This is a genomic window from Herbiconiux flava (genome assembly GCF_013409865.1).
In the GTDB taxonomy this organism is placed as follows: Bacteria; Actinomycetota; Actinomycetes; order Actinomycetales; family Microbacteriaceae; genus Herbiconiux; species Herbiconiux flava.
Genome location: NZ_JACCBM010000001.1, coordinates 3,359,831 through 3,381,003 on the forward strand (window position 1 = coordinate 3,359,831; position 21,173 = coordinate 3,381,003).

The 21,173-nt window shown below is 72.0% G+C and carries 27 protein-coding genes and 1 tRNA gene; 15 read left to right on the forward strand and 13 right to left on the reverse strand.

The annotated features are described in order from the left end of the window. Positions 1-10: 10 nt before the first annotated feature. The 3 genes from BJ984_RS16020 to BJ984_RS19130 all read right to left on the reverse strand — a co-directional run bounded on the left by BJ984_RS16020 (position 11) and on the right by BJ984_RS19130 (position 2,322). On the reverse strand, positions 11-601 hold the full coding sequence (locus tag BJ984_RS16020; RefSeq protein WP_179548840.1) for a PadR family transcriptional regulator: 591 nt from the start codon (positions 599-601) through the stop codon (positions 11-13). Continuing rightward, the gene (locus BJ984_RS16025; protein WP_179548841.1) at positions 598-1,494 is read right to left on the reverse strand and encodes a DUF4097 family beta strand repeat-containing protein; all 897 of its coding nucleotides are present in this window, start codon (positions 1,492-1,494) and stop codon (positions 598-600) included. The genes BJ984_RS16020 and BJ984_RS16025 overlap by 4 nt, the downstream gene beginning before the upstream one ends. A 99-nt stretch (positions 1,495-1,593) precedes the next feature. Next, complete coding sequence (locus BJ984_RS19130) at positions 1,594-2,322, reverse strand: M23 family metallopeptidase (protein WP_179548842.1); 729 nt, start codon at positions 2,320-2,322, stop codon at positions 1,594-1,596. Between the two features lie 65 nt (positions 2,323-2,387). On the opposite strand from BJ984_RS19130, the gene BJ984_RS16035 reads away from it, so the two are divergent. The 4 genes from BJ984_RS16035 to BJ984_RS16050 all read left to right on the forward strand — a co-directional run bounded on the left by BJ984_RS16035 (position 2,388) and on the right by BJ984_RS16050 (position 6,223). After that, positions 2,388-4,169 (forward strand): glycoside hydrolase family 15 protein, encoded by a 1,782-nt coding sequence (locus BJ984_RS16035; RefSeq protein WP_179548843.1) that lies wholly within the window; start codon positions 2,388-2,390, stop codon positions 4,167-4,169. Between the two features lie 107 nt (positions 4,170-4,276). Then, positions 4,277-5,452, forward strand: coding sequence for an inorganic phosphate transporter (locus BJ984_RS16040; protein ID WP_179548844.1), 1,176 nt, complete (start codon positions 4,277-4,279; stop codon positions 5,450-5,452). Further along, positions 5,452-5,685, forward strand: a complete 234-nt coding sequence (locus tag BJ984_RS16045) for a hypothetical protein (protein WP_179548845.1) — start codon at positions 5,452-5,454, stop codon at positions 5,683-5,685. Before BJ984_RS16040 ends, BJ984_RS16045 begins: the two co-directional genes overlap by 1 nt. 43 nt (positions 5,686-5,728) lie before the next feature. Continuing rightward, entirely contained in the window at positions 5,729-6,223 is a 495-nt protein-coding gene (locus BJ984_RS16050) for an FBP domain-containing protein (RefSeq protein WP_179548846.1), read from the forward strand. Between the two features lie 50 nt (positions 6,224-6,273). Here the strand turns inward: BJ984_RS16050 and BJ984_RS16055 are convergent, their stop codons facing one another. From BJ984_RS16055 to BJ984_RS16065, 3 genes are all read right to left on the reverse strand, one after another. Then, positions 6,274-6,501, reverse strand: coding sequence for a hypothetical protein (locus BJ984_RS16055; protein WP_179548847.1), 228 nt, complete (start codon positions 6,499-6,501; stop codon positions 6,274-6,276). 116 nt (positions 6,502-6,617) lie between these two features. Next, positions 6,618-6,690 (reverse strand) — tRNA-Glu (locus tag BJ984_RS16060). 65 nt (positions 6,691-6,755) lie between these two features. Then, positions 6,756-7,700, reverse strand: coding sequence for a diacylglycerol/lipid kinase family protein (locus tag BJ984_RS16065; RefSeq protein ID WP_179548848.1), 945 nt, complete (start codon positions 7,698-7,700; stop codon positions 6,756-6,758). Positions 7,701-7,758: 58 nt separating this feature from the next. On the opposite strand from BJ984_RS16065, the gene BJ984_RS16070 reads away from it, so the two are divergent. From BJ984_RS16070 to BJ984_RS16080, 3 genes are all read left to right on the forward strand, one after another. Then, the gene (locus BJ984_RS16070; protein ID WP_179548849.1) at positions 7,759-8,409 is read left to right on the forward strand and encodes an MBL fold metallo-hydrolase; all 651 of its coding nucleotides are present in this window, start codon (positions 7,759-7,761) and stop codon (positions 8,407-8,409) included. A 76-nt stretch (positions 8,410-8,485) separates the two neighbouring features. Further along, complete coding sequence (locus tag BJ984_RS16075; RefSeq protein ID WP_179548850.1) at positions 8,486-8,992, forward strand: sigma-70 family RNA polymerase sigma factor; 507 nt, start codon at positions 8,486-8,488, stop codon at positions 8,990-8,992. Beyond that, positions 8,989-9,780 carry an anti-sigma factor family protein gene (locus BJ984_RS16080; RefSeq protein WP_179548851.1) on the forward strand — a complete coding sequence of 264 codons (792 nt, stop codon included), beginning with the start codon at positions 8,989-8,991 and terminating at the stop codon, positions 9,778-9,780. The genes BJ984_RS16075 and BJ984_RS16080 overlap by 4 nt, the downstream gene beginning before the upstream one ends. A gap of 3 nt (positions 9,781-9,783) precedes the next feature. Here the strand turns inward: BJ984_RS16080 and BJ984_RS16085 are convergent, their stop codons facing one another. After that, positions 9,784-10,563: an SDR family oxidoreductase gene (locus BJ984_RS16085; RefSeq protein ID WP_179548852.1), complete on the reverse strand. Its 780-nt coding sequence runs from the start codon at positions 10,561-10,563 to the stop codon at positions 9,784-9,786. Positions 10,564-10,651: 88 nt separating this feature from the next. Here BJ984_RS16085 and BJ984_RS16090 point away from each other — a divergent pair, with 88 nt between their 5' ends. The 3 genes from BJ984_RS16090 to BJ984_RS16100 all read left to right on the forward strand — a co-directional run bounded on the left by BJ984_RS16090 (position 10,652) and on the right by BJ984_RS16100 (position 12,167). Further along, positions 10,652-11,140: a MarR family winged helix-turn-helix transcriptional regulator gene (locus BJ984_RS16090; protein WP_179548853.1), complete on the forward strand. Its 489-nt coding sequence runs from the start codon at positions 10,652-10,654 to the stop codon at positions 11,138-11,140. A 56-nt stretch (positions 11,141-11,196) separates the two neighbouring features. Then, positions 11,197-11,850 carry a class I SAM-dependent methyltransferase gene (locus BJ984_RS16095; protein WP_179548854.1) on the forward strand — a complete coding sequence of 218 codons (654 nt, stop codon included), beginning with the start codon at positions 11,197-11,199 and terminating at the stop codon, positions 11,848-11,850. Positions 11,851-11,996: 146 nt separating this feature from the next. Next, entirely contained in the window at positions 11,997-12,167 is a 171-nt protein-coding gene (locus tag BJ984_RS16100; RefSeq protein ID WP_179548855.1) for a hypothetical protein, read from the forward strand. A 3-nt stretch (positions 12,168-12,170) separates the two neighbouring features. On the opposite strand, the gene BJ984_RS16105 is transcribed toward BJ984_RS16100, so the two are convergent. Next, complete coding sequence (locus BJ984_RS16105) at positions 12,171-13,109, reverse strand: 5'-3' exonuclease (RefSeq protein WP_179548856.1); 939 nt, start codon at positions 13,107-13,109, stop codon at positions 12,171-12,173. 118 nt (positions 13,110-13,227) lie between these two features. Here BJ984_RS16105 and BJ984_RS16110 point away from each other — a divergent pair, with 118 nt between their 5' ends. Together BJ984_RS16110 and BJ984_RS16115 are read left to right on the forward strand one after the other, a co-directional pair. Next, positions 13,228-14,064, forward strand: a complete 837-nt coding sequence (locus BJ984_RS16110; RefSeq protein ID WP_179548857.1) for a class I SAM-dependent methyltransferase — start codon at positions 13,228-13,230, stop codon at positions 14,062-14,064. Positions 14,065-14,127: 63 nt separating this feature from the next. Beyond that, positions 14,128-14,679 carry a ribonuclease H family protein gene (locus BJ984_RS16115; protein WP_179548858.1) on the forward strand — a complete coding sequence of 184 codons (552 nt, stop codon included), beginning with the start codon at positions 14,128-14,130 and terminating at the stop codon, positions 14,677-14,679. Positions 14,680-14,737: 58 nt separating this feature from the next. Here the strand turns inward: BJ984_RS16115 and BJ984_RS16120 are convergent, their stop codons facing one another. Continuing rightward, a complete protein-coding gene (locus BJ984_RS16120; RefSeq protein WP_179548859.1) occupies positions 14,738-15,628 on the reverse strand; it encodes a helix-turn-helix transcriptional regulator in 891 nt (296 codons plus the stop codon). Between the two features lie 101 nt (positions 15,629-15,729). On the opposite strand from BJ984_RS16120, the gene BJ984_RS16125 reads away from it, so the two are divergent. Continuing rightward, a complete protein-coding gene (locus BJ984_RS16125; RefSeq protein ID WP_179548860.1) occupies positions 15,730-16,422 on the forward strand; it encodes an SDR family NAD(P)-dependent oxidoreductase in 693 nt (230 codons plus the stop codon). Between the two features lie 59 nt (positions 16,423-16,481). Here BJ984_RS16125 and BJ984_RS16130 read toward each other — a convergent pair whose 3' ends face one another. The 4 genes from BJ984_RS16130 to BJ984_RS16145 all read right to left on the reverse strand — a co-directional run bounded on the left by BJ984_RS16130 (position 16,482) and on the right by BJ984_RS16145 (position 19,654). Continuing rightward, positions 16,482-16,892 carry a hypothetical protein gene (locus BJ984_RS16130; protein ID WP_179548861.1) on the reverse strand — a complete coding sequence of 137 codons (411 nt, stop codon included), beginning with the start codon at positions 16,890-16,892 and terminating at the stop codon, positions 16,482-16,484. Between the two features lie 74 nt (positions 16,893-16,966). Then, positions 16,967-18,565: an ABC-F family ATP-binding cassette domain-containing protein gene (locus BJ984_RS16135; RefSeq protein ID WP_179548862.1), complete on the reverse strand. Its 1,599-nt coding sequence runs from the start codon at positions 18,563-18,565 to the stop codon at positions 16,967-16,969. A gap of 85 nt (positions 18,566-18,650) precedes the next feature. Further along, the gene (locus BJ984_RS16140; protein ID WP_179548863.1) at positions 18,651-19,010 is read right to left on the reverse strand and encodes a SpoIIAA family protein; all 360 of its coding nucleotides are present in this window, start codon (positions 19,008-19,010) and stop codon (positions 18,651-18,653) included. Positions 19,011-19,051: 41 nt separating this feature from the next. Beyond that, positions 19,052-19,654, reverse strand: coding sequence for a uracil-DNA glycosylase family protein (locus BJ984_RS16145; protein WP_271206520.1), 603 nt, complete (start codon positions 19,652-19,654; stop codon positions 19,052-19,054). 81 nt (positions 19,655-19,735) lie between these two features. Between BJ984_RS16145 and BJ984_RS16150 the strand changes: the two genes are divergently transcribed. Together BJ984_RS16150 and BJ984_RS16155 are read left to right on the forward strand one after the other, a co-directional pair. Further along, positions 19,736-20,071 (forward strand): biopolymer transporter Tol, encoded by a 336-nt coding sequence (locus BJ984_RS16150; protein WP_179548865.1) that lies wholly within the window; start codon positions 19,736-19,738, stop codon positions 20,069-20,071. 48 nt (positions 20,072-20,119) lie between these two features. Then, entirely contained in the window at positions 20,120-21,163 is a 1,044-nt protein-coding gene (locus BJ984_RS16155) for an NAD(P)-dependent alcohol dehydrogenase (RefSeq protein WP_179548866.1), read from the forward strand. The last annotated feature ends 10 nt before the right edge of the window (positions 21,164-21,173 follow it).

Below are 21,173 nucleotides of genomic sequence, written 5' to 3' on the forward strand. Positions count from 1 at the left end.
CCCTGCAATGCTACTGCCGGCGGCCGAGCTCCTCGCGCACCTCGAGACGCACCTGGGCGAGGCGCTCGCGCAGCCGGCCGATCAGCGCGGGGTCGATGCCTTTGGCCGAGGCCTTGCGGAGGTCGGTGCGCAGCTGCTGGCGGAACTCCGTCAGCGCCACGTCGGCGTCACGCAGAGCCTCCGCCGACTCGGCGCGGGAGCCGGCGGGCGGCGTGCGGGCCTCCCGCTTGGCCGAGGCCAGCTCGGCCTTGAGGCTCTTCATGGCCTGGTCGACACCCGAACGCACCTCGTCGGCCAGCCGGCGAACCGAGTCGGAGAGGTCGGACTCGATGTCGGCCAGCTCGCCGCGGCGGCTCTCGAGCTCGGCCCGGCCGGCGTCGGTGATGGAGTAGACGGTCTTGCGGCCGTCGGCGGTCTTCGTGACGAGTCCCTCGTCCTCCAGCTTCGCCAGGCGCGGGTAGATGGTGCCGGCGCTCGGGCTGTAGGTGCCGCCGAAGCGGTCGGCGAGCGCCTGGATCAGCTCGTAGCCGTGCTTGGGCGACTCCTCGAGCAGGTTCAGCAAATAGAGGCGGAGGTGGCCGTGGCCGAACACGGGGCTCATACCGAGGCCTCGGCATCCGAGGGGGTGTCCGCCGTGCTGTCCGGCGTGCCGTCCGAGGGGGCGGATGCGCGAGCCGAGCCCTCGGCGGAGTCCGCCGTCCCGCGGTACAGCACCGTGATGTCGCCCGACACGGAGTTCGCCCGGAACTCGGTCCAACTGCCGTCGAGCTCGCCGGTCTGGCCGTTGTAGCCGCCGCCTCGCGGCCCCTTGATCGTGTTCGGGCCGAGCTGGAGCGTGCCCGACACGGAGTTCACGTTGTAGCGCGCGGCGGTCGACGCGTCGAGGCGCACGGTGAGGTCGCCCGAGACGGTGTTGTTCTCGATGGCGGTGGGCACCCCGGTGGAGTCGACGAAGACCTCTCCCGAGACGCCGTCGGCCGAGAAGCGGCGGATCTCCCCCGCCGCCGCGATGTCTCCGGAGACGGTGTGGGCGCTGACGAGACCGACGTGGTCGCGGATCGAGATCTCGCCCGAGACCGTGTTGACGTCGAGGTCGCCGTGCACCGCGTCGATGACGACGTCGCCCGTGACCGTGCTGATCCGCGCATCCGTCACCAGGCCCGAGATGAGCGCCGAGGCCGAGATGACCCCGAACTTCAGCGCCGCGTCGCGCGGCACCATGATGCTGATGTCGGCCTTGGCGTTGCCGCGCCACGACTTGAAGACCTCGACGAAGTTGTCCCAGCGCAGCTGCGGGTGGTCGATCCCGAGGCGGTCGCCGTCGATCGAGACCTTCAGGTCTTTGCCCGAGACGGAGTGCACCTCGATGCGGGCGCCCGGCTCGTCGTGGCCGATGATGTCGACCTGCCCGCCGATGAGGCCCACCTTGAGCGAGCGCACCAGCTCGATGTCGATGACTTTCGGACCGGTGACGATCCATTTCTCCAAGACCACGATGTTCTCCTGCCTCGCGCTATATCGCGTGTTCGGAGATCAAGCTATAGCTCGAACCGTTGCGAAGTCAAGATATATCGCGAGCGGCCCAGGCAAGGCTCAGGCGGCCCCGTGCTCGGCGAGGAACGGCATCGGGTCGTACCGCACGCCGTCGGCCCCGTAGAGCTCGAAGTGACAGTGCTCGGTGGTCGCGTTGCCTGTGCGCCCCGTGAGGCCGATCACCTGGCCCGCCGCGACGGTGTCGCCGACCCCGACCGTGAGCGAGGAGTCCTGGAAGTGCATGTACATGCTGCACACGGCGACGCCTGCCACCTTGTGCGCGATGGACAGGTAGACACCGCCGGTGCCCCCGTTGCCCGAAGCGGCGATGACGACGCCGTCGGCTATCGCGTGCACCGGCACGCCCGGCCCGTTCAGCATGTCGACGCCCTTGTGGAAGCCTTCGGCACGCGGGCCGAACGGGTCGGACATGCGGTAGCCGTCGGGGTAGACCGGCGAGAACGCGGCCGACTCGACCGCCGCGTCGGCCCCGGCCTGGCACTGCGCTCCCCCGTAGCCGCCCTGGTTCGACGAGACCGCCGCGGGCTTCGGGGTGGGGGTCGGCGTCGGCGTGAAGGTGTGCACCACGTAGCCGTCACGGGCGACGGATGCTCCGGCCCCCTCGTCCTCGGAGGAGAAGCTCTGAGCGGCCCCGGCCTCGGCCGAGAACTGCTGGGGGTCGAAGCTGCCCGCCGAGGTCAGGGAGGCGGCGGGGACGCTCGTGGCCACCGCCACGCCGACCACGAAGGTCATGGCGAGCACTCCGAGCAGCTGACCCTGGTACTTCACCGGCCCTATTGTCCTTGGCGGCCGGGGTGAGCACAACCGGGGGCGCGACAGGGCAGAATCGGCACATGGCTCTACCCATCGAGGACTACGCGATGATCGGCGACTGTCACACTGCTGCCCTGGTCGGCCGCACCGGCAGCATCGACTGGCTCTGTCTGCCCCGTTTCGACTCGCCGTCGACCTTCGGCGCACTGCTCGGCACCGAGGAGCACGGGCGCTGGCTGCTGGCTCCGACGGATGCGCGGTCGACGTCCACGCGCCGTTACCTCGACGGCACCTTCCTCCTCGTCACCCGCTGGGACACCCCCGACGGCATCGTGGAGGTCACCGATCTGATGCCGCACGGCGACCGGCGGGCCGACGTGATCCGGCGCATCCGGGGCATCTCGGGGAGCGTCGAGCTCCGTCAGGAGCTCGCCATCCGCTTCGACTACGCCGACGCGATGCCGTGGATGCGGCAGGCCCCGGAGTACGGCAGCAACGCCGTGATCGGCATCGCCGGCCCCGACGCCGTGATCGTGCGCGGCCCCGCCCTGCACGCCACGAACCACTACCACGAGTCGGTCTTCACGGTCGCGGCCGGCGAAACCGTCGACATCGTGCTCACCTGGTACCCCTCGCACCGCCCCGCCCCCGGGCCGCTCGACGTCGACGAGCAGATCGACGACACCACGGCCTGGTGGCGGGAGTGGGCCTCGCGGAGCGAGCCGCCCGCGCTCTACCGCCGCGAGGTCGAGCGCTCGCTGCTCGTCCTGCGCGCCCTCACCCACGAGGACACCGGTGGCATCGTGGCCGCCGCCACCACGAGCCTCCCCGAGGAGTTCGGCGGCTCGCGCAACTGGGACTACCGCTACACCTGGATCCGCGACGCCTCCCTGACGCTCTCGGCGCTGATGCTCTACGGCTACGAGGACGAGGCCGGCCACTGGCGGCACTGGCTGCTGCGGGCGATCGCGGGCGACCCCGCAGACATCCAGATCATGTACGGGCTCTCCGGCGAGCGCCGGCTGCCCGAGAGCGAGCTGACGAGCCTGCCGGGATACAACGGCTCCTCCCCCGTGCGCGTCGGCAACGGCGCCTCCGACCAGTACCAGGGAGACATCTTCGGCGAGTTGATGATCGCGCTGCGCGAAGCCCGGCGGATCGGCGTCGACGAGGACCAGTACTCCTGGCCGCTGCAGCGTTCGCTGCTCGGGTTCCTCGAGGAGACCTGGCAGCGCCCCGACAACGGCATCTGGGAGATCCGCGGCCCGCAGGTGGCCTTCACGCACTCGCGCGCGATGATCTGGGCGGCCTTCGCCTGCGGGGTCGAGGCCGTCGAGACCTACGGGCTCGACGGGCCGGTGGAGCGCTGGCGCGAGCTCCGCGACACCATCCGGCACGAGATCGAGACCGAGGGCTACGATCCGGAGCGAAACACCTTCCGGCAGCACTACGGCACGAGCGAGGTCGACGCCTCGCTGCTGCTGCTGTCGCAGATCGGCTTCGTCTCGGCCGATGACCCGCGGATGCTCGGCACGGTCGCCGCGATCGAGGAGGACCTGCTGCGCGACGGTCTGCTGCTGCGGTACCGCACCGAGTCGGGGGTGGACGGGCTGCCGGGCGGCGAGCATCCATTCCTCGCGTGCTCGTTCTGGCTCGTGCAGCAGTACGCGCACTCGGGGCGGCTCGACGACGCCATCGCGCTGATGGACCGGCTCGTCGGCCTCTGCAACGACGTCGGCCTGCTCTCGGAGGAGTACGACGTGGAAGGGCACCGGCAGGTCGGCAACACCCCGCAGGCCTTCTCGCACCTCGCCCTGGTGCGCTCGGCCGACGCGATCGCCCGCGCCACCGCCGTGCGGTAGGGCCCGGCCACCGCCGTGCGTCAGGGCCCGGCCACCGCCGTGCGTTCGGGCACTGTTCACCGCCGCGCAACCGCGGGCCCCGGGACCACGGGCGTAGACCAGGGGGCATGGATGCACTCGTGCCCGTACTGCTCGTCATCGTGGTGGCCCTGGTGTTCGACTTCACCAACGGCTTCCACGACACCGCCAACGCCATGGCGACCTCGGTCGCCACGGGAGCGCTGAAACCGAAGGTCGCCGTGACGATCTCGGCCGTGCTCAACCTCGTGGGCGCGTTCCTGTCGACCGAGGTGGCGAAGACCATCTCGGGCGGCATCATCAACGAGGGCGACAACGGCCTCGAGATCACCCCGATCATGATCTTCGCCGGGCTCGTCGGGGCGGTGCTCTGGAACCTGACGACCTGGTACCTCGGTCTGCCGTCGAGCTCCACGCACGCGCTGTTCGGCGGGCTGATCGGCGCCGCCGTGATCGGTGCGGGGTTCGGCGCCGTGAACTTCTCCGTGGTGCTGACCAACGTCGTCGTGCCGGCCCTGCTCTCGCCGCTCGTCGCGGGGGTCGTGGCGCTCGTGGCGACGTTCGCGGCGTACCGCCTCACGAAGCAGGCGACGGCACGCGGCTCCGACACCGGGTTCCGGCACGGGCAGACGGTGTCGGCCTCGCTGGTCTCGCTCGCGCACGGCACCAACGACGCCCAGAAGACGATGGGCGTGATCACCCTCACCCTGATCGCCGCCGGCTACCAGGACTCGGGCTCCGGCCCGCAGTTCTGGGTGATCGCCGGCTGCGGCCTCGCGATCGCGCTCGGCACCTACCTCGGCGGCTGGCGCATCATGCGCACGGTCGGCAAGCGGATCACCGACATCCAGGCGCCGCAGGGCTTCGCGGCGGAGACCAGCTCGGCGGCGACCATCCTCGTCTCCTCGCACCTCGGCTTCGCGCTCTCCACCACGCAGGTCACCTCGGGTGCCGTCGTCGGCGCCGGGCTCGGCCGGAAGCTGGCCTCGGTGCACTGGGGCGTCGTCGGGCGCATCGCGATCGCCTGGACCGTGACCCTGCCGGCCGCCGCCCTGGTGGGCGGGCTTGCCGCCTGGGCCGCGTCGTCGAGCGTGCTGGGGCTCGGGATCGTCATCGTGCTGGCGCTGGCCGCCGGGGTGACGCTGTATCTGCTGTCGCGGCGTCATCCGGTGACGCACGACACCGTGAACGACGAGCCGGAGCCCGCGACCGCGGGAGCCCGGGCGGGCGCCGTCGGCGCCGGCGACCAGGAAGGGGCACGCTGATGGAGGGCTTTCTCGGAGTGGACTGGGGCGCCTTCGTGGTGGTGTTCCTCGTGGCGTTCACCGCGAGCATCCTGGTGGTGGGGTCGTACGCCGTGGGGCTGCGGCTGCTGTCGACCGGGGCGTCGGTGAAGGAGCGGCCGCTGCCCGCGACGGCCGGAGCGATCGTGTGCTTCGCCATCGGGGTGGCGGCGGTGCTCTACGGGCTGTGGCTGATCGTCCCCCAGTTCCACTGAGGCAGCGGCCGCACGGGCCTCGAGTGCGATTAGGCTCGATCCGATGCAGGCACTCACCGAGGCTCAGATCCGCGAGTCGTTCACCAACATCACCGAACTCGAGCTCGAGCGCATGACGCTGCCGGGTCTGCACGAGATCGTCTGGGAGGACCGCGAGTTCCTCGGCTGGCGGGATGTGCACGCCATCCACCGCGGCTACATCGTCTACTGGCGGGCGGGGCGGCCCATCGGACTGCTGATCAAGGCGGCCGGGTCGCACACCCGCCCGGGCATCTCGGCGATGTGCACCCTGTGCCGCACCCCGCGTCCCGGCGTGCAGGTCACGCTGTTCACGGCGCCGCGCGCCGGGCAGGCCGGTATCGACGGGTCGACGGTCGGCACCTACATCTGCAGCGACCTGGGCTGCTCGAACCTGATCCGCATCGTGCCGCCGAAGTCGGCGATGCAGCCCGATCCCGACGCGCTGATCGCGGCGCGGGCCGAGGGGCTGACCACGCGGCTCGAGTCCTTCACGCAGAGCGTGCTGCGCGTCGGCTGAGCCGGGCCGCCGGGTCGTCGGCTGAGCCGGGCTGCCGGGTTCAGGATGCTCTAGCCGTCGTTCTCGACGATGGTGTCCTCGTCGGTCGAGGCCGCCTCGGGGTCGTCTCCCGGCTCGGGCTCGTCGGCCACGGTCGGGTCGACGCCGGAGGGCACGGCGTCGGTCGTGGGGCCGTTGCCCACCATGCCCTCGCCGTCGGGGTATCCGGAGTAGTCGGGGTACTCGATGTCGCTGAGGTCGACGGACGCGGGGTCGACGGGCTCGTTCTTGTCGGTCATGCCCCCAGTCAACACCTCCCCGGCGAGGGCTGGAAGTGCAGGGGCTCGGTCGTGCCCGGGTACAGCAGAAGCCCCCGGTCTGCGCTCGCGCACATTCCGGGGGCTTCGTGATGCTGTGACCCCAGCGGGATTTGAACCCGCGTTACCGCCGTGAGAGGGCGACGTCCTAGGCCGCTAAACGATGGGGCCGTTTTTGCAACTCCACGAGTATGCCATACGAAAGCGGCACGCTCAAATCGAGCCCCGTCGGCGCGTCAGACGAGAACGCTCAGCGCCCCTGGAACGAGCTCGACGGTGAGGGGCAGGGCGCCGAAGCGCTCCCCGTCGGCGTAGCCGGCGATGCCCTCGGCGGCCACCCGCACCACCCGCGCCCGGCGGAACTCCACCACGGGCAGCGACGAGTGCGTGCCCGAGAACACCTTCGGGAACAGCCTGACGAAGCGGATGCGCGACACGGGCTTCACGATGAACACGTCGAGCAGCCCGTCGTCCAGCTGCGCATCCGGGGCGATGCGCATGCCGCCGCCGATCGTCGTGTTGTTCGCGACCGAGAGCAGGGGCGAGTCGACGTGCAGCACCTCGCCGTCGAGCTCGAGCTCGTAGGAGCGGGTGCGCAGGGTCGCGAGCTCGGCGACCAGCGCCAGCACGTAGCGCGACGCTCCGCGGGGGCGGCGCATCCGATTGGCCCGTTCGTTGACGGCTGCGTCGAAGCCCGCCGAGAGCACGCCCGCGAACCAACGGTGCGGTTCGTCGCCCTCGGGCCGGCCGGCGTCGAGGGCGGGGTCGGGCTGCACGCCGGTGACCCGGGCCGCGTCGATCACCCGGGGTGCGCGGCCGAGAGCCGCGACGAGCACGCGGATCGCCTCGTCGGAGTCGCCGGTGGGCAGGCGGAGCCCGGCCGCGAAGTCGTTGCCCGTGCCCGCGGGCACGATGCCGAGCGGGATGCCCGTGCCCGCCACGAGGTTGACGCCGAGGTTCACCATGCCGTCGCCGCCCACCACCACGAGGGCGCCGGCGGGTTCCTCGAGGGCCCGCCGGGTGATGCGCACCAGGCCGGCGTAGTCGGGCGCGCTCAGCGGCACCACGTCGTGGCCGGCGGCGCGCAGGGCGGCGACGACGGCGGGGCCGACGTGACGGGTTCCCCCGAACGACGCGTTCGGGTTGATCGCGACGACGACGCGCTGCGCTGGGGAGGCCATGACGACCGATTATCCACGACGTTGCACTTCGGCGGGTGCGGGTGTTGAGTCGGGGATCATGAGACTGACGAAATTCGAGCACGCGGCCCTCCTGATCGAGCAGTCGGGCAAGAAGCTGTTCATCGACCCGGGCATGTTCACCACGGCGATCACCGATGCGGTGAACACCGCCGCGGTCGTGATCACGCACGAGCATCCCGACCACTGGACCCCGGAGCAGCTGCGGCGCATCCTGGAGGCCTCCCCCACCGCCGTCGTCTACGGGCCGGAGGGGGTCGTGAACGCCGTGCGCGAGGCCGACGCCTCGATCGCCGTGACCCGCGTCGACCCGGGCGACGCCGTCGAGGCCGGGCCGTTCTCGCTGCGGTTCTCGGGTGGGCGGCACGCGGTCATCCACTCGTCGATCCCCGTGGTCGACAACGTGGGCGTGCTCGTCAACGACGTGCTCTACTACCCGGGCGACTCGTGGGCGGTGCCCGAGGGCGTCGAGGTCGACGTGCTGGCCGTGCCCGCGGGTGCGCCGTGGCTGAAGATCGCCGAGGCGATCGACTACGTGCTCGAGGTGAAGCCGAAGCGGAGCTTCCCGACGCACGAGATGGTGCTGTCGACGGCGGGCAAGAACATGGCGGGCGACCGCATCCGCTGGGCGACCGAGCAGGGCGGCGGGGAGTTCTTCCCGCTGCAGCCCGGCGACGCACTGGATCTGTGAGCCGCCTCGTCTGAACGTTCCGGGCCCGGGCTGAACGTTCCGGGCCCGGTCTCCGTTGCATCAAGATGGAGGCCTCATGAACGACGAGCACGCGGAGCTGCTGCGCGCGGCGCACGACGCGCACGCCGGGGCGCTGTTCCGTTACGTCGTGCGCCTCACCCGCGACCCCGCGATGGCGGAGGACGTGGTGCAGGAGACGCTGCTGCGCGCCGGCCGGAAGCCCTCCATCCTCGAGCAGGGTGACGAGGAGGCGCGGGCCTGGATGTTCACCGTCGCCCGCAACATCGTGATCGACGACCGGCGGAGCGCCCGGCACAGCCGCGAGTTCGCCACCGACGAGCTGCCCGAGCGGGCGCAGAGCGACCGCACCGACGCCGTGCTCGACACCTGGCTGGTGTCGGATGCTCTGCTCTCGCTCTCGTTGGAGCACCGCACCGCGATCGTGCGCTCGTACTACCTCGGCGAGACCGCCGTCGAGATCGCCGCCGCCGAGGGCGTCCCCGTCGGCACCGTGCGCTCGCGCATGCACTACGCACTGCGGGCCCTCCGGCTCGCGCTGCAGGAACGGGGGGTGACGGAATGACCTCCGCCGACGAGTACCGCGACTGGGATGCCGCCTACGTGATGGGCATGCTCTGCCCCGAGGAGCGCCGTGAGTACGAGCGCCATCTCGCCGACTGCCACGAGTGCTCGCACGCCGTCGCCGAGCTGGCGGGCATGCCGGGCGTGCTCGGCAGCCTGAGCGCGAGCGAGGCGTCGGCGCTGCTCGCGCCTTCGGTGCCGGACGGCGCACCGGCGGTTCCTCCGGTGACCTCTTCGGCAGGCCCTCCGGCCGGCAGCGTGCAGCACCTCGCCCGGGCCGTCGGCCGTCGTCGGCGCACCGTGCGGCGACGGATGGCCGCGGCCGTCGTGGGCACCGGCCTGCTGCTGGCAGGCGCCGGGGTGCTCACCGGTCTCGCGCTCGGGCAGTTCGCCCCCGGTCCGGCCGCCACGGCCGAGGCGGGCGGGGCTCCCGGCGGAACGCCGGGCGTCGACGCGACGCCCGCCGGGCTGCGGCTCGCGATGGGCCAGGTCGAGCCTGGCTACATCGACGCCGAGCTGCGGGTGTCGCCGAAGGACTGGGGCACCCGCTTCGACTGGGACTGCAGCTACAGCGAGAAGCTCCAGTCCGCGCTCGACGGCCCGGTGCCCTACGACCTCGTCGTGACCGACCGCTCGGGCGTCGAGACGACGGTGGCGAGCTGGACCGCCGAGAAGGGCGCCGCCGCCGGCAACCTCTCGGCGTCGACGAGCATCCCGGCCGCCCAGATCGCGTCGGTCGACATCCGCATCACGGGCAGCGACCAGCCGATCGTGCGCACCGAACTGTAGGTCCTACCAGGTCGAGTCACCCCGGATCACCGCGTCCGAGCCTCCGTCGACGAAGATCACCTGCCCGCAGAGGTGCGTGTTCTCCTCGCTGACAAGCCACGCGAGCAGGTGCGCCGGCACGATCGCCTCGGCGAAGCCGTTCAGCGGCATGGGCACCCCCGCCCGGATCTGCTCGCGCCCCTCCTCGGTCTCGAGCAGCGGCGCCGTCATCGGCGTCACGATCACGCCCGGCGCGATGGCGTTCAGCGGGATGCCCGCCCCCGCCCAGTCCTCACCCGGAGCGGCCCGGCGAACCCATTGCGCGAAAGCCTTCTTGGTCGAGGCGTAGATCAGGTGCCCCGTCGACGGGTCCCCCGCCAGCACCTCGGCCCGCGCCAGGGCCCCGGGCTCGTCGCCCGCGGTCAGCAGCGCCACCAGCTCGTCGTCGTGCGGGTGCAGGCTCGCCATCGAGGCGATGCCGACGGCCCGCGGCGCCTCCGAGCCCGACAGCAGCGGCCGCAGTCCTTCGAGCGTCGCCACCATGCCGAAGAAGTTCACGGCGACGGTCGCGGGGATCGGCGCGGCGAGCCCGGCGATCGCGAGGATGCCGTCGATCCGGCCCCCGCTCGCCTCCCGTACCTGCTCGATGAGGCTCGCCCGCCCTTCGGCGGTGCTGAGGTCGGCGGTCACGTCGGCGTCGCGCAGATCGACGCCGATCACGGTGTCGCCGCGCTCCCGCAGCAGCTCGGCGGTCGCCTTGCCGATGCCCGAGGCGGCCCCGGTCACGATCATGGTCCTGGTCATGGCTGAACTCCTTCGTTCGCACAACTGCTCGGTGGTCGCGCAGTTGCTTTCCCTGAGAAACTACATGGCCACGGCTACTCTGGGAAGCATGAGCGCGGATGAGCGTCCCCTGCACTACCGGTCGCCCGTCGTCGAGACGATGACGTCGCTGCTCACCGTCTGGTGGTCGCCGCAGTTCCAGCGCGACATTGTGGGCGACGACGGGCGCGACCTCAGCACCATCGAGATCCGGATGCTCTGGACCCTCGGCTCGCAAGGCCCCTCCCGCGGCGCGGAACTCGCCGAAGCACTCTCGGCGAGCGCGCCGAGCGTCAGCAAGGCCGCGGCGAAGCTGCACCGGGCCGGCCTCGTGACGAGGGAGCCGAGCCCGAGCGACCAGCGCTCTCACACCCTTCATCTCACCGCCTCCGGACGGGCGGTGGCTCAGCGGTTGTATGACGTGGGCGACGACACGGTGACCGAGATCTTCGCCTCGTGGCCGGTCGCCGACGTCGAGGCGCTGAGCGGGCTGCTCGAGCGGTTCGCGAGCGACTCGCAGCAGTACGCCCGTCGGTTGAGGCGCACGCGCGGCGAGTAGCGTGCCGGATCGGCAACGGGTCTTGCGGCGGCGACGGCGGGCGGCAGGCTGGGGGGATGGCGCACATGAGTCCCGACCCGAACACCGATCCGACCGCGTTCTGGGAGGAGCTGTACCAGCAGCGCGAGCGGGTGTGGAGCGGGCGGGCGAACGCGGCGCTCGTCGCGGTGGCCGGTGAGTTCGCGCCGGGGCGCGCGCTCGACCTGGGCTGCGGCGAGGGAGGCGACTCGATCTGGCTCGCCGAGCAGGGCTGGACGGTGACCGGTGTCGACATCTCAGCGACGGCGCTCGCCCGGGCCGCCTCGCACGCGGCCTCCCGGGTCGTCGATGCGGACCGCATCGAGTGGACGCAGGCCGACCTCTCCGAATGGCGACCCGAGGGCGAGTACGACCTCGTCTCGGCCTGCTTCCTGCACTCCCCTGTCGCGTTCCCGCGCGAGCAGGTGCTGCAGCGGGCCGCGCTCCCCGTCGCGAGCGGAGGCCACCTGCTGGTCGTCGGTCACGCCGAGTTCCCGAACTGGTCGGGCACACGGGAGGGCGGGCACGAGCATCCGGAACTGCCCACCGCGCAGGAGGTGTTCGACTCGCTCGAGCTGCCGGAGGACGAGTGGGAGGTCGTGGTGGCCGAGCCCCGCTCCCGGGACGCCGTCGGCCCCGACGGTCAGGAGGCGGTGCTCGTCGACTCGGTGCTGCTGGTCAGGCGTCGCTGAGGCAGCTGGCGACTCGGTCAGGATGAGGCGCACGATCGCCGAGGAGCGCCGGGCGGCTGGGAAGAGCATGGGGGCCCGGGCCGGCATGCCGCCCGCGGCATAGGGTTGGCCGCATCACCCACCGGATCGACCTGAGGACGTGCACCATGACCGACTCCCCCACCGAAGGCACCCGTCAGCAGGACGGCGACGCCGAGAACCTCGGCGGCGACAAGACGATCCCGAACGACCCGAACGGCCTGGCCGCGGGCCACGACCCCGACGGCTCGCACTTCAACCCCGAGGAAGACACCGACCCCGACGCCGATTCGGAGTAGTCGTCAGTCGGCCGCCCTCGCGTCGAGGGCGGCCAGCAGCCGTTTCACCGAGCCGCCGAGGTTCCACTCCTCGGCCAGCGCCTCGAGCGAGGCGCGATCGTCGCCCGTCACGGCCCGCAGCGTCGCCCCGACCTCGTCGGGTGCCGGCACGTCGAGGTCGCGTACGACCGACACCACCGTCGGCGCCACCGTGAGGTAGTCGGCCGCGGCCTCGAGCTTCGCCTGCACGGACGGCGACGGCTCGCCTCGCTTCGCCGCGGCGAGCAGGCCCTCGAGCGTGCCGTACTCGCCGAGCAGCCCGGCCGCCGTCTTCTCGCCGATGCCCGCGACGCCCGGCAGGCCGTCGGAGGTGTCGCCGCGCAGGGTCGCGTAGTCGGCGTACTGCTCGGGCAGCACGCGGTACTTGCCCACCACGACCGCGTCGGTCACGAGCTCGAGGTTCTTCATGCCCCGCGCGGTATAGATGATCCGGATGCCGCGGCCGTCGTCGACCAGCTGGAAGAGATCGCGGTCGCCGGTCACGACGTCCACCGGCCCGTCTGCCGTCACCGCGTAGGTGCCGATGACGTCGTCGGCCTCGTGCTCGGGGGCGCCCACCACGGCGATGCCGGCGAGCCCGAGCACCTCCCGGATCAGCGGGATCTGCTTCGTGAGCCCCGGCGGCACGGTCTCGATGTCGGGCCCGCTCGCCACCTCGCGTTCGACCCGGTGCGCCTTGTAGCCGGGGACGAGTTCGACTCGCCAGGCCGGTCGCCAGTCGTCGTCCCAGCAGGCGATCAGCGAGGTCGCCTCGAACTCGGTGACGAGACGCGCGATCATGTCCATCAGCCCCCGCACGGCGTTGACGGGGGTGCCGTCGCTCCGCCGGATGGTGTCGGGCACGCCGTGGAAGGCGCGGAAGTAGAGCGAGGCGGTGTCGAGCAGCATCAGGCGCGGGGGCATGGTCGATGGTGGCACGGATGGGGGCTCGGCCGGTATCCTGATCGGCTGCCCGGACAAGGCGGCGGCCTCGTAGCTCCCTGCGCGTGAGGTCACGAGCCCGCAGAACGGATCGACCGCCATGGACAGCCACCTCGACGCCAACCGCGCCAACTGGGACGACCGCGCATCCGTTCACGCCGCCCGCACCGGCCTCGGCTACGGGGTGCAGCGGTACGTCGACGACCGGGCGCTGCTGTCGGACGTCGTGACCTTCGACCGGCCGCGGCTCGGCGACGTCGCGGGGCTGCGCGCCGTGCACCTGCAGTGCCACATCGGCACCGACACCCTCTCGCTCGCGCGGCTCGGCGCCCGCGTGACCGGGCTCGACTTCTCGCCGGTCGCCCTCGCCGAGGCGCGGGCGCTGGTGGCCGAGACGGGGGACGACGCACTGGTCGACTTCGTGGAATCCGACGTCGACCACGCGCTGGACGTGCTGCCGGCGGGCGGCTTCGACCTCGTCTACACGGGGATCGGGGCGCTCTGCTGGCTGCCGAGCATCACGCGCTGGGCGGCGGTCGTGGCCGCGCTGCTGAGGCCCGGTGGGCGGCTGTTCATCCGGGAGGGGCATCCGATTCTCTGGGCGATGGACGAGACCGTCGGCGACGACCTGGCGCTGCGGCTCCCGTACTTCGAGCAGGCCGAGCCGCTGGAGTGGGACGACGCGTCGAGCTACGTGCCCACCGACCGGCCGCTCACGGCGACGAAGACGTACGAGTGGAACCACGGGCTCGGCGAGATCGTGACGGCGCTGCTCGACGCCGGGCTCGAACTGCGGATGCTCGTGGAGCACGACAGCGTGCCCTGGGAGGCGCTGCCCGGGCAGATGGTCGAGCGGCCCGACGGGGAGTACGCCCTGGGGGCCCGGGCCGGGGTGGCGCCGTTGAGCTACACGGTGCAGGCGGCCAAGCCCGGCTGAGCGGTCCCGCATGGCGGCGCCCGGTCGGTGGGGCGGAGGCCGGGCCGGTAGCCTTGACGGGCTATGACCATCACCGCATCCGCCGACGGCTCCGCGCTCGGCAACCCCGGCCCGGCGGGCTGGGCCTGGTACATCTCCGACGACGTCTGGGCGGCCGGCGGCTGGCCGCACGGCACGAACAACATGGGCGAGCTGAAGGCGGTGCTCGAGCTCTTCCGGGCGACCGCGCACGTCGACGACGATCTGCACGTGCTCTGCGACAGCCAATACGTGATCAACACGATCACCAAGTGGATGCCCGGCTGGAAGCGCAAGGGCTGGCGGAAGGGCGACGGCAAGCCCGTCATGAACCTCGAGCTGATCAAGGAGATCGACGAGGCCGTCTCCGGTCGCCGCTACCGCTTCGAGTGGGTCAAGGGCCACGTGGGTCACGTGCTCAACGAGGCGGCCGACGTGCGCGCCCGGGGTGCCGCGGAGGCCTTCGCGGCGGGACGCGCCCCCGACACGGGCCCGGGCTTCCCGGGCGCCGCCCCCGCGCTCCGCGCCGAGACCCCGGCCGCCGCTCCTTCCGCGGCCGCCGCTCCCCCGCGCACCGCCCCCGACCCCCTCTTCTAGCCAGCCGTCGGCCGGCGCCATGGCCGGGTCCAGCCGTCGGCCGGCGCCATGGCCGGATCTAGCCGTCGACCGCTGCCCCGGCGGGGGTGGGGGTGGTGACCGCGGAGACGCGGAGGAAGTCGAGGGCCGCCGCCGCGGGCGTGCCGGACGCCGCCGTGTAGGCGACGATGCGGAGGTCGGTGCCCGCGACGGTGAAGACGTCGCAGTCGAGCTCGACGTCGCCGACGAGGTCGTTCTCGACGACCTTGCGCTCGGACTGGTGCTCGCCCACGGCGCCGCAGGCCCAGAGCCCGTTGAAGCGCGGGCTGCCGGCGAGCAGCTCGGCGACCAGGGCGTTCACGCCGCGATCGTCGGGGTACTGCCCGTGCACCCGCCGCAGGTCGCCGACGAGCGAGCACTCGAAGGCGTCGACGCCGTTGGAGCGGCTGACGATGCGGCGCTCGTGCATGATCGGGTCGGCCCCGAGGAAGTGCGAGCGCAGGAGGTTGACGCGTCCCGTCGCCGGGCGGGACGGCTCGCCGAACAGGGCACCCCAGAGGGGGCTGTAGCTGAGCAGGTCCCAGGATGCCGTGAAGACGCCGAGCGGCGTCTCACCCAGCCGGGCGATCAGCCGCTGCACCCCCGGCGGGATGTGCGTCGGCACCTCGCGGCGCGACGGGGGCAGCAGCCCGGCCACCGTGAAGAGGTGGTCGCGCTCGGCGTCGTTCAGCTGCAGGGCCCGGGCGACGGAGGCCGCCACCTGCGCCGAGGGGTGGCGGGCGCGGCCCTGCTCGAGGCGCACGACGTAGTCGACGCTGAGGCCGGCGAGCATCGCCAGCTCCTCTCGGCGGAGGCCGGCTGCGCGGCGCGAGTCACCGGCGGGCAGGCCGACGTCGATCGGCGAGAGGCGGTCGCGCCAGGTTCGGAGGAGCTCGCCGAGCTCTCCGGCGGAGGTGGGGCAGGCATCCATTCTGCAAGTCTCGCACCGGCTCACGCCGCCAGGGTGGTACTGGCGTTCCTCCCGTCGACGGGCACCTGGCCCGACCCGGCGGGGGCGCGCAGACTCGGCGCATGACAACGACACTCATCACCGGGGCCAACAAGGGCCTCGGCTACGAAACCGCCCGCCGACTCATCGAGGCGGGCCACACCGTCTGGGTCGGCTCCAGAGACCCCGAGCGCGGTCGGCGGGCAGCGGATGCGCTGGGAGCGCGATTCGTGCAGCTCGACGTCACGTCCGACTCGTCCGTCGCCGCTGCCGTCAGCACGATCGCGGGCGACGGCGGGCTCGACGTGCTGATCAACAACGCGGGGATCTCCGGGCCCATGGCGCCGATTCCCGAGCTGACCGCCGATGACGCCACCGCCGTGTACGCCACGAACGTCGTGGGGATCGTGCGGATGATCCAGGCGTTCGTTCCACTGCTCGAGCGTTCGGAGGCACCCACCATCGTGAACGTCACCAGCGGGCTCGGCTCGTTCGACGCCGTGCACGACTCCTCGCGGGTCGAGTCGCAGGTGGTCGCGCCGCTCTACACCTCGTCGAAGTCGGCGGTCACGATGCTCACCGTGCAGTTCGCGAAGGCGTACCCCGCGATCCGCATCAATGCGGCCGACCCGGGTTACACGGCGACCGACTTCAACGGGAACAGCGGGCACCAGACGGTGCAGGAGGGGACGGACGCCGTGGTCGAGCTCGCGACCCGCGGCGGCTCGGGCCCCACGGGCACCTTCGTCGACCGCTCGGGCGTCGCGCCGTTCTGAGCGCGTGGGGCCGGCCGGCGTGCGTGCGCCGGCCGGCCGCGGTGGTCGCGCCGTTTCGCCTACTTCGCCGTGACGACCACGGAGAACGTCAGCGGCTGGATGCCGCCGGCCTCGTTGGTCATGGTGACCTCGGTCTCGCCCGGGCCGACCGCGGTGACGCCGGGGTTGGTCTCGGCGCTGCCGCCGGTGGTGCCCTTCACGAAGGTGGCGACCGCGGTGTCGGCGACCTCGCCGGTGTAGCTGTCGGTCGCCAGGTCGCCCGTGGTGATGTTCAGCACCTGCCCGACCACGAGGTCGACGGTGCCACCCTGCAGGTCGTTCGCCTCCCTGGTCACGGGCGCCACGATGTCCCCGCCGATCGGCGTCGTCGGCGCCTCGGCGGGGCTCGCCGCGCATCCGCTCAGCCCGACGGCCAAGGCCGAGGCGGCGACGGTGATCACGACGGCGGCGAAGGCGCTGGTCAGTCTCATGGCGCCAGTATCCCAGCCCGCCGCCTCCCCCTCCATCACGATCCGGCAACGCACCCGAACGGGGGTGGCCGACCTCAGAGGGCGCCGGAGGCGGCGCGGAGGGTGACGGCGGGGGTGCCGTCGAAGACGAGGAGGCGGTCGGCGAGCTTGTCGACGAAGAAGCGGTCGTGCGAGACCACGAGCACCGCCCCCGGGAAGTGCGTCAGCGCCCGCTCCATCACCTGCGTGCTGGTGATGTCGAGGTGGTTGGTCGGCTCGTCGAGCACGATCACGGCGGCTCCTGAGAGCAGGCACTGCGCGATCGCGACCCGCGCGCGCTGGCCGCCCGAGAGGGTGCCGATCTTCTGCTTCAGTTCCGCCTCCGAGAACTGCAGCATCGCGAGGAAGCGCCCCACGCTCTTCTTCGTCGCCGAGAACGCCAGCGAGTCGGGGTAGGCGTTGACCGCGTGCCCCACGGTGTCGGTGAGGTCGAGCGCGGCGTACACGTGGTTGTACGAGACGAACCGCGCGCCCTTCGCCCACCTCACCTGCCCGCTGTCGGCCTCGGTCTCGCCCGTCAGCACGTCGAGCAGCGTCGACTTGCCCGAGCCGTTCGAGCCCACGACGGCCACGCGGTCGCCGCGATGCAGGCTGAACGTGACGTCGGTGAAGAGCGGATGCCCGCCGAACCCCTTGCTCAGCCGCACCACCTCGAGCAGGTCGTTGCTCACGCGCAGACCGCTGTAGATGTCCGTGATGATCTGGTCGATCGGCCGCGGCGCCTGCTTCTTCTTGATGTCGGCGAGCCGCCGGGCGACGAAGGAGTCGTCCGAGCGGTTGCGCGCCGCCTCGCGCCGGGCGGCGGAGGCGGCCTGCTCGTAGGCGAGCAGCTCCTCCTCGTGGGCGAACTGCCGCTCCAGCATCCGGAGCCGGGACTGCTTGGCGTGCACGTAGGCCGCGTAATCGCCCTCGTACTCCTGCAGCCGGTGGTTCTCGATCTCGACGATCCGCGTGACGACCCCGTCGAGGAACTGCCGGTCGTGCGAGACGACGAGCACCGCGCCCTGGTAGCGGCCGAGCCAGGTCTCGACCCAGCGCACCCCGTCGAGGTCGAGGAAGTTCGTCGGCTCGTCGAGCAGCAGCACGTCGGGCGCCTGCACGAGGATCTGCGCCAGCGCCGCCCGGTTGCGCCAGCCACCCGAGAGACGGTCGACGGGCAGCTCGCGGCGCGACTCGTCGAAGCCGAGGCTGGTGAGCACGGTGTCGATCGTGTTCTCGTACGACCAGCCGTCGATCGCGTCCATGCGCTCGAACAGCTCACCCTGCTCGGTCAGCAGGGCGGTCATCCGCTCGTCGTCCACCGGCTGGGCGAGCTGCTCGCCGATCGTGTCGAGCCGGGCCTGCGTCTCGTGCACGGCGGCGAAGTGGTCGCCGAGAATGCTCCGGATGCTCCGGTCGCCATCGAGCTCCGAGAACTGGGAGAAGTAGCCGATCGTGGTGCCGAGCGTGACGTCGACGCTGCCCGAAGACGGCTCGATGCGCCCCAGCACGAGCTCGAGGAACGTGGTCTTGCCCGTTCCGTTCTTGCCGATCAGGCCGACCCGGTCGCCGCCGCGGAGCTTCAGGAACGCCTCGCGCAGCACCGTGCGCCCGTCGAACTCGATGCTCACGTCGTTCAGGCGGATCAGGCTCACGGATGCTCGTTCTGTCGCGGTCGGTGCCGGCCTCCTGGCCGACGCCCCAGCCTACGTGCTGCCACCGACGCCCATCTTCGGACGGTCAGCGCTGCAGCCAGGCGAGCGCCTCGGCGCGTTCGGCGGTGCCGAACACCTCCACGTCGGCGTGGATGAAGTGGCGCGCCGTCTTCGCGAGGGTGCGCAGCCACCCCTGGTCGGTGAGCAGGGCGGCGCGGCGCACCTTCTTCTCCAGTCCGGCCGAGCGGAGGTCCTCCCAGAGCGCCTTCGGCTCGATCCCGCCGAGGTCGATGTCGCCGTAGACGGCCAGCAGGTCGGCCGGGTCGTTGGCGTCGAGGAATGCCTCGAGCTGATCGCGCAGGGCCTCGAACTCCCCGGCGGTGAGGGCGCCCGAGTAGGTGATCTCGAAGATGTGGGTGTCGGGCAGCTGGTTTCCGGTGAGCATGGGGCCATCCTGCCGCCGCTTCGCCGCGAAGTGGTTGTGAATCAGGCGGGCGGGTCGTTCGGGGAGCGATCCAGGGCGTCGCGCACGAGCGCCGCGAGACGGGGCGTCGTCTCGGCCTCGAACCAGGGGTTGCGCATCCGCCAGCCCTGCGTGAGCGGGGAGGGGTGCACGATCGGGAAGAGCGGCAGGTACGTCGGTGCGGCGCGCACCGTGTCGGTGAGGGTGCGGCCGCGTCGCGGGCCGAGGTAGAGGCGCTGGGCGTGGGCGCCGATCAGGATCGTCAGCCGCACCTCGGTGAGCGCGGGCAGGATGCGCGGGTGCCACTCCTCGGCGAAGCCCCGCCGGGGCGGCTGATCGCCCGAGGCCGCCTTGCCCGGGTAGTAGAAGTCCATCGGCACGATCGCGAGGTTCGCGGGGTCGTAGAACTCGGCGTCGGTCATCCCGAGCCAGGAGCGCAGGCGCACCCCGCTGGCGTCGTTCCACGGGATGCCCGTCTCCTGCGCCTTGCGCCCCGGAGCCTGGCTGATGATCAGCACGCGGGACTCGGGGGAACCCACGACGAGGGGCTGCCATCCGGCCGCGGTGGCCCAGGCGTTCGAGGGATGCGCGGCGACCTCGGTGCGCAGGTCGTCGAGCACGGTCACTTCCCCAGTGTGCCACCGGCCGGGCGGGGTAGCGTCGAGCATCCGGGGCCTTCTTCGAGGTGGCTCGGGCTCGACGAGAGGATGCGCGTGACCGACGACGAGCGCTGGTTGGTGGTGAACGGGCGGCGGTGGCGGCGCACCGACCCGTGCCTGCCCGAGGACGTCGCGGCGGCCCTGCGCTCCCACCTCGGCCGGGGGCGCAGCGCGGTCGGGGCGGGGAAGCGCAGCGGCGACGACGAGCGGGTGGCGGATGCGCGGCGGCGCGTCGGGCTCGCGAAGCACGGTCTCGGCGAGCGCGGGCCGCGGTGGTGGGAGCAGCCGGAGCCCGAGCGCATCGAGCGGGCGCGCGCGGCGCTGCGGGAGCTCGAGGCGCTGGATGCCACGGACGGCCACGACGACCGACCCGCCGCATCGTGAGGTCGAGGGGGCAGGCGGCTGTCGGCGGCCGGGCGTAGCGTCGAGGACATGAAGGCACTCCAGTACACGCGAATCGGCTCCCACCCCGAGATCGTCGAGATCCCGAAACCCGCACCCGGCCCCGGCCAGGTGCTGCTCAAGGTCACCGCTGCGGGCGTGTGCCACTCCGACGAGTTCGTGATGGGCCTGTCGGAGGAGGAGTACACGGGCGGCGGCTACCCGCTGCCCCTCACCCTCGGACACGAGGGCGCCGGCATCGTGGAGGAGCTCGGCGAGGGCGTCGAGCACCTCTCGGTCGGCGACGCGGTGGCGGTCTACGGCCCCTGGGGCTGCGGCCGCTGCCAGAAGTGCGCCGAGGGAAAAGAGAACTACTGCCTGAACGCCGCCGCCGAGGGCATCAAGCCGCCCGGGCTCGGCGCGCCGGGCTCCATGGCGGAGTACATGCTCGTCGACGACGCCCGGCACCTCGTGCCGCTCGGCGACCTCGACCCGGTGCAGAACGTCTCGCTCACCGACGCGGGCCTCACGCCGTACCACGCCATCAAGACCTCACTGCCGAAGCTCGGCGCCGGCTCCTTCGCCGTCGTCATCGGCACGGGCGGGCTCGGGCACGTGGCCATCCAGATCCTGCGGGCGCTCAGCGGCGCCACGGTGATCGCGCTCGACGTGAACGACGAGAAGCTCGCCCTCGCGAAGGAGGTCGGCGCGCATCACACGGTGATCAGCGACGCCTCGGCGGCCGAGGAGATCCGCCGCCTCACCGGTGGACGGGGCGCGAATGCGGTGTTCGACTTCGTCGGCGCCGAGCCCACCATCGCCACCGCGGTCGCGTCGGCCGCGACGGAGGCCGACGTCACGATCGTCGGCATCGGCGGCGGCACCGCCCACGTCGGCTTCGGCTCGATCGCCTACGACGCGGCGCTGCGCGTGCCCTACTGGGGCACCCGCGCCGAGCTCATCGAGGTGCTCGAGCTGGCCCGCTCGGGGCAGGTGAGCGTCGAGGTGCAGCGCTACTCGCTCGACGACGGGCCGAAGGCCTACGAGGCGCTGGCGGCAGGCACGGTGCGCGGGCGCGCGGTCATCGTTCCGTGACCCCGGGCCG

Excerpts from the sequence above, each read along its gene's own strand:
- BJ984_RS16020 (WP_179548840.1), bottom strand. The coding sequence starts at position 601 with ATGAGCCCCGTGTTCGGCCACGGCCACCTCCGCCTCTATTTGCTGAAC.
- BJ984_RS16035 (WP_179548843.1), top strand. The coding sequence starts at position 2,388 with ATGGCTCTACCCATCGAGGACTACGCGATGATCGGCGACTGTCACACT.
- BJ984_RS16040 (WP_179548844.1), top strand. The coding sequence starts at position 4,277 with ATGGATGCACTCGTGCCCGTACTGCTCGTCATCGTGGTGGCCCTGGTG.
- BJ984_RS16045 (WP_179548845.1), top strand. The coding sequence starts at position 5,452 with ATGGAGGGCTTTCTCGGAGTGGACTGGGGCGCCTTCGTGGTGGTGTTC.
- BJ984_RS16050 (WP_179548846.1), top strand. The coding sequence starts at position 5,729 with ATGCAGGCACTCACCGAGGCTCAGATCCGCGAGTCGTTCACCAACATC.
- BJ984_RS16055 (WP_179548847.1), bottom strand. The coding sequence starts at position 6,501 with ATGACCGACAAGAACGAGCCCGTCGACCCCGCGTCCGTCGACCTCAGC.
- BJ984_RS16065 (WP_179548848.1), bottom strand. The coding sequence starts at position 7,700 with ATGGCCTCCCCAGCGCAGCGCGTCGTCGTCGCGATCAACCCGAACGCG.
- BJ984_RS16070 (WP_179548849.1), top strand. The coding sequence starts at position 7,759 with ATGAGACTGACGAAATTCGAGCACGCGGCCCTCCTGATCGAGCAGTCG.
- BJ984_RS16075 (WP_179548850.1), top strand. The coding sequence starts at position 8,486 with ATGAACGACGAGCACGCGGAGCTGCTGCGCGCGGCGCACGACGCGCAC.
- BJ984_RS16080 (WP_179548851.1), top strand. The coding sequence starts at position 8,989 with ATGACCTCCGCCGACGAGTACCGCGACTGGGATGCCGCCTACGTGATG.
- BJ984_RS16085 (WP_179548852.1), bottom strand. The coding sequence starts at position 10,563 with ATGACCAGGACCATGATCGTGACCGGGGCCGCCTCGGGCATCGGCAAG.
- BJ984_RS16090 (WP_179548853.1), top strand. The coding sequence starts at position 10,652 with ATGAGCGCGGATGAGCGTCCCCTGCACTACCGGTCGCCCGTCGTCGAG.
- BJ984_RS16095 (WP_179548854.1), top strand. The coding sequence starts at position 11,197 with ATGGCGCACATGAGTCCCGACCCGAACACCGATCCGACCGCGTTCTGG.
- BJ984_RS16100 (WP_179548855.1), top strand. The coding sequence starts at position 11,997 with ATGACCGACTCCCCCACCGAAGGCACCCGTCAGCAGGACGGCGACGCC.
- BJ984_RS16105 (WP_179548856.1), bottom strand. The coding sequence starts at position 13,109 with ATGCCCCCGCGCCTGATGCTGCTCGACACCGCCTCGCTCTACTTCCGC.
- BJ984_RS16110 (WP_179548857.1), top strand. The coding sequence starts at position 13,228 with ATGGACAGCCACCTCGACGCCAACCGCGCCAACTGGGACGACCGCGCA.
- BJ984_RS16115 (WP_179548858.1), top strand. The coding sequence starts at position 14,128 with ATGACCATCACCGCATCCGCCGACGGCTCCGCGCTCGGCAACCCCGGC.
- BJ984_RS16120 (WP_179548859.1), bottom strand. The coding sequence starts at position 15,628 with ATGGATGCCTGCCCCACCTCCGCCGGAGAGCTCGGCGAGCTCCTCCGA.
- BJ984_RS16125 (WP_179548860.1), top strand. The coding sequence starts at position 15,730 with ATGACAACGACACTCATCACCGGGGCCAACAAGGGCCTCGGCTACGAA.
- BJ984_RS16130 (WP_179548861.1), bottom strand. The coding sequence starts at position 16,892 with ATGAGACTGACCAGCGCCTTCGCCGCCGTCGTGATCACCGTCGCCGCC.
- BJ984_RS16140 (WP_179548863.1), bottom strand. The coding sequence starts at position 19,010 with ATGCTCACCGGAAACCAGCTGCCCGACACCCACATCTTCGAGATCACC.
- BJ984_RS16150 (WP_179548865.1), top strand. The coding sequence starts at position 19,736 with ATGCGCGTGACCGACGACGAGCGCTGGTTGGTGGTGAACGGGCGGCGG.
- BJ984_RS16155 (WP_179548866.1), top strand. The coding sequence starts at position 20,120 with ATGAAGGCACTCCAGTACACGCGAATCGGCTCCCACCCCGAGATCGTC.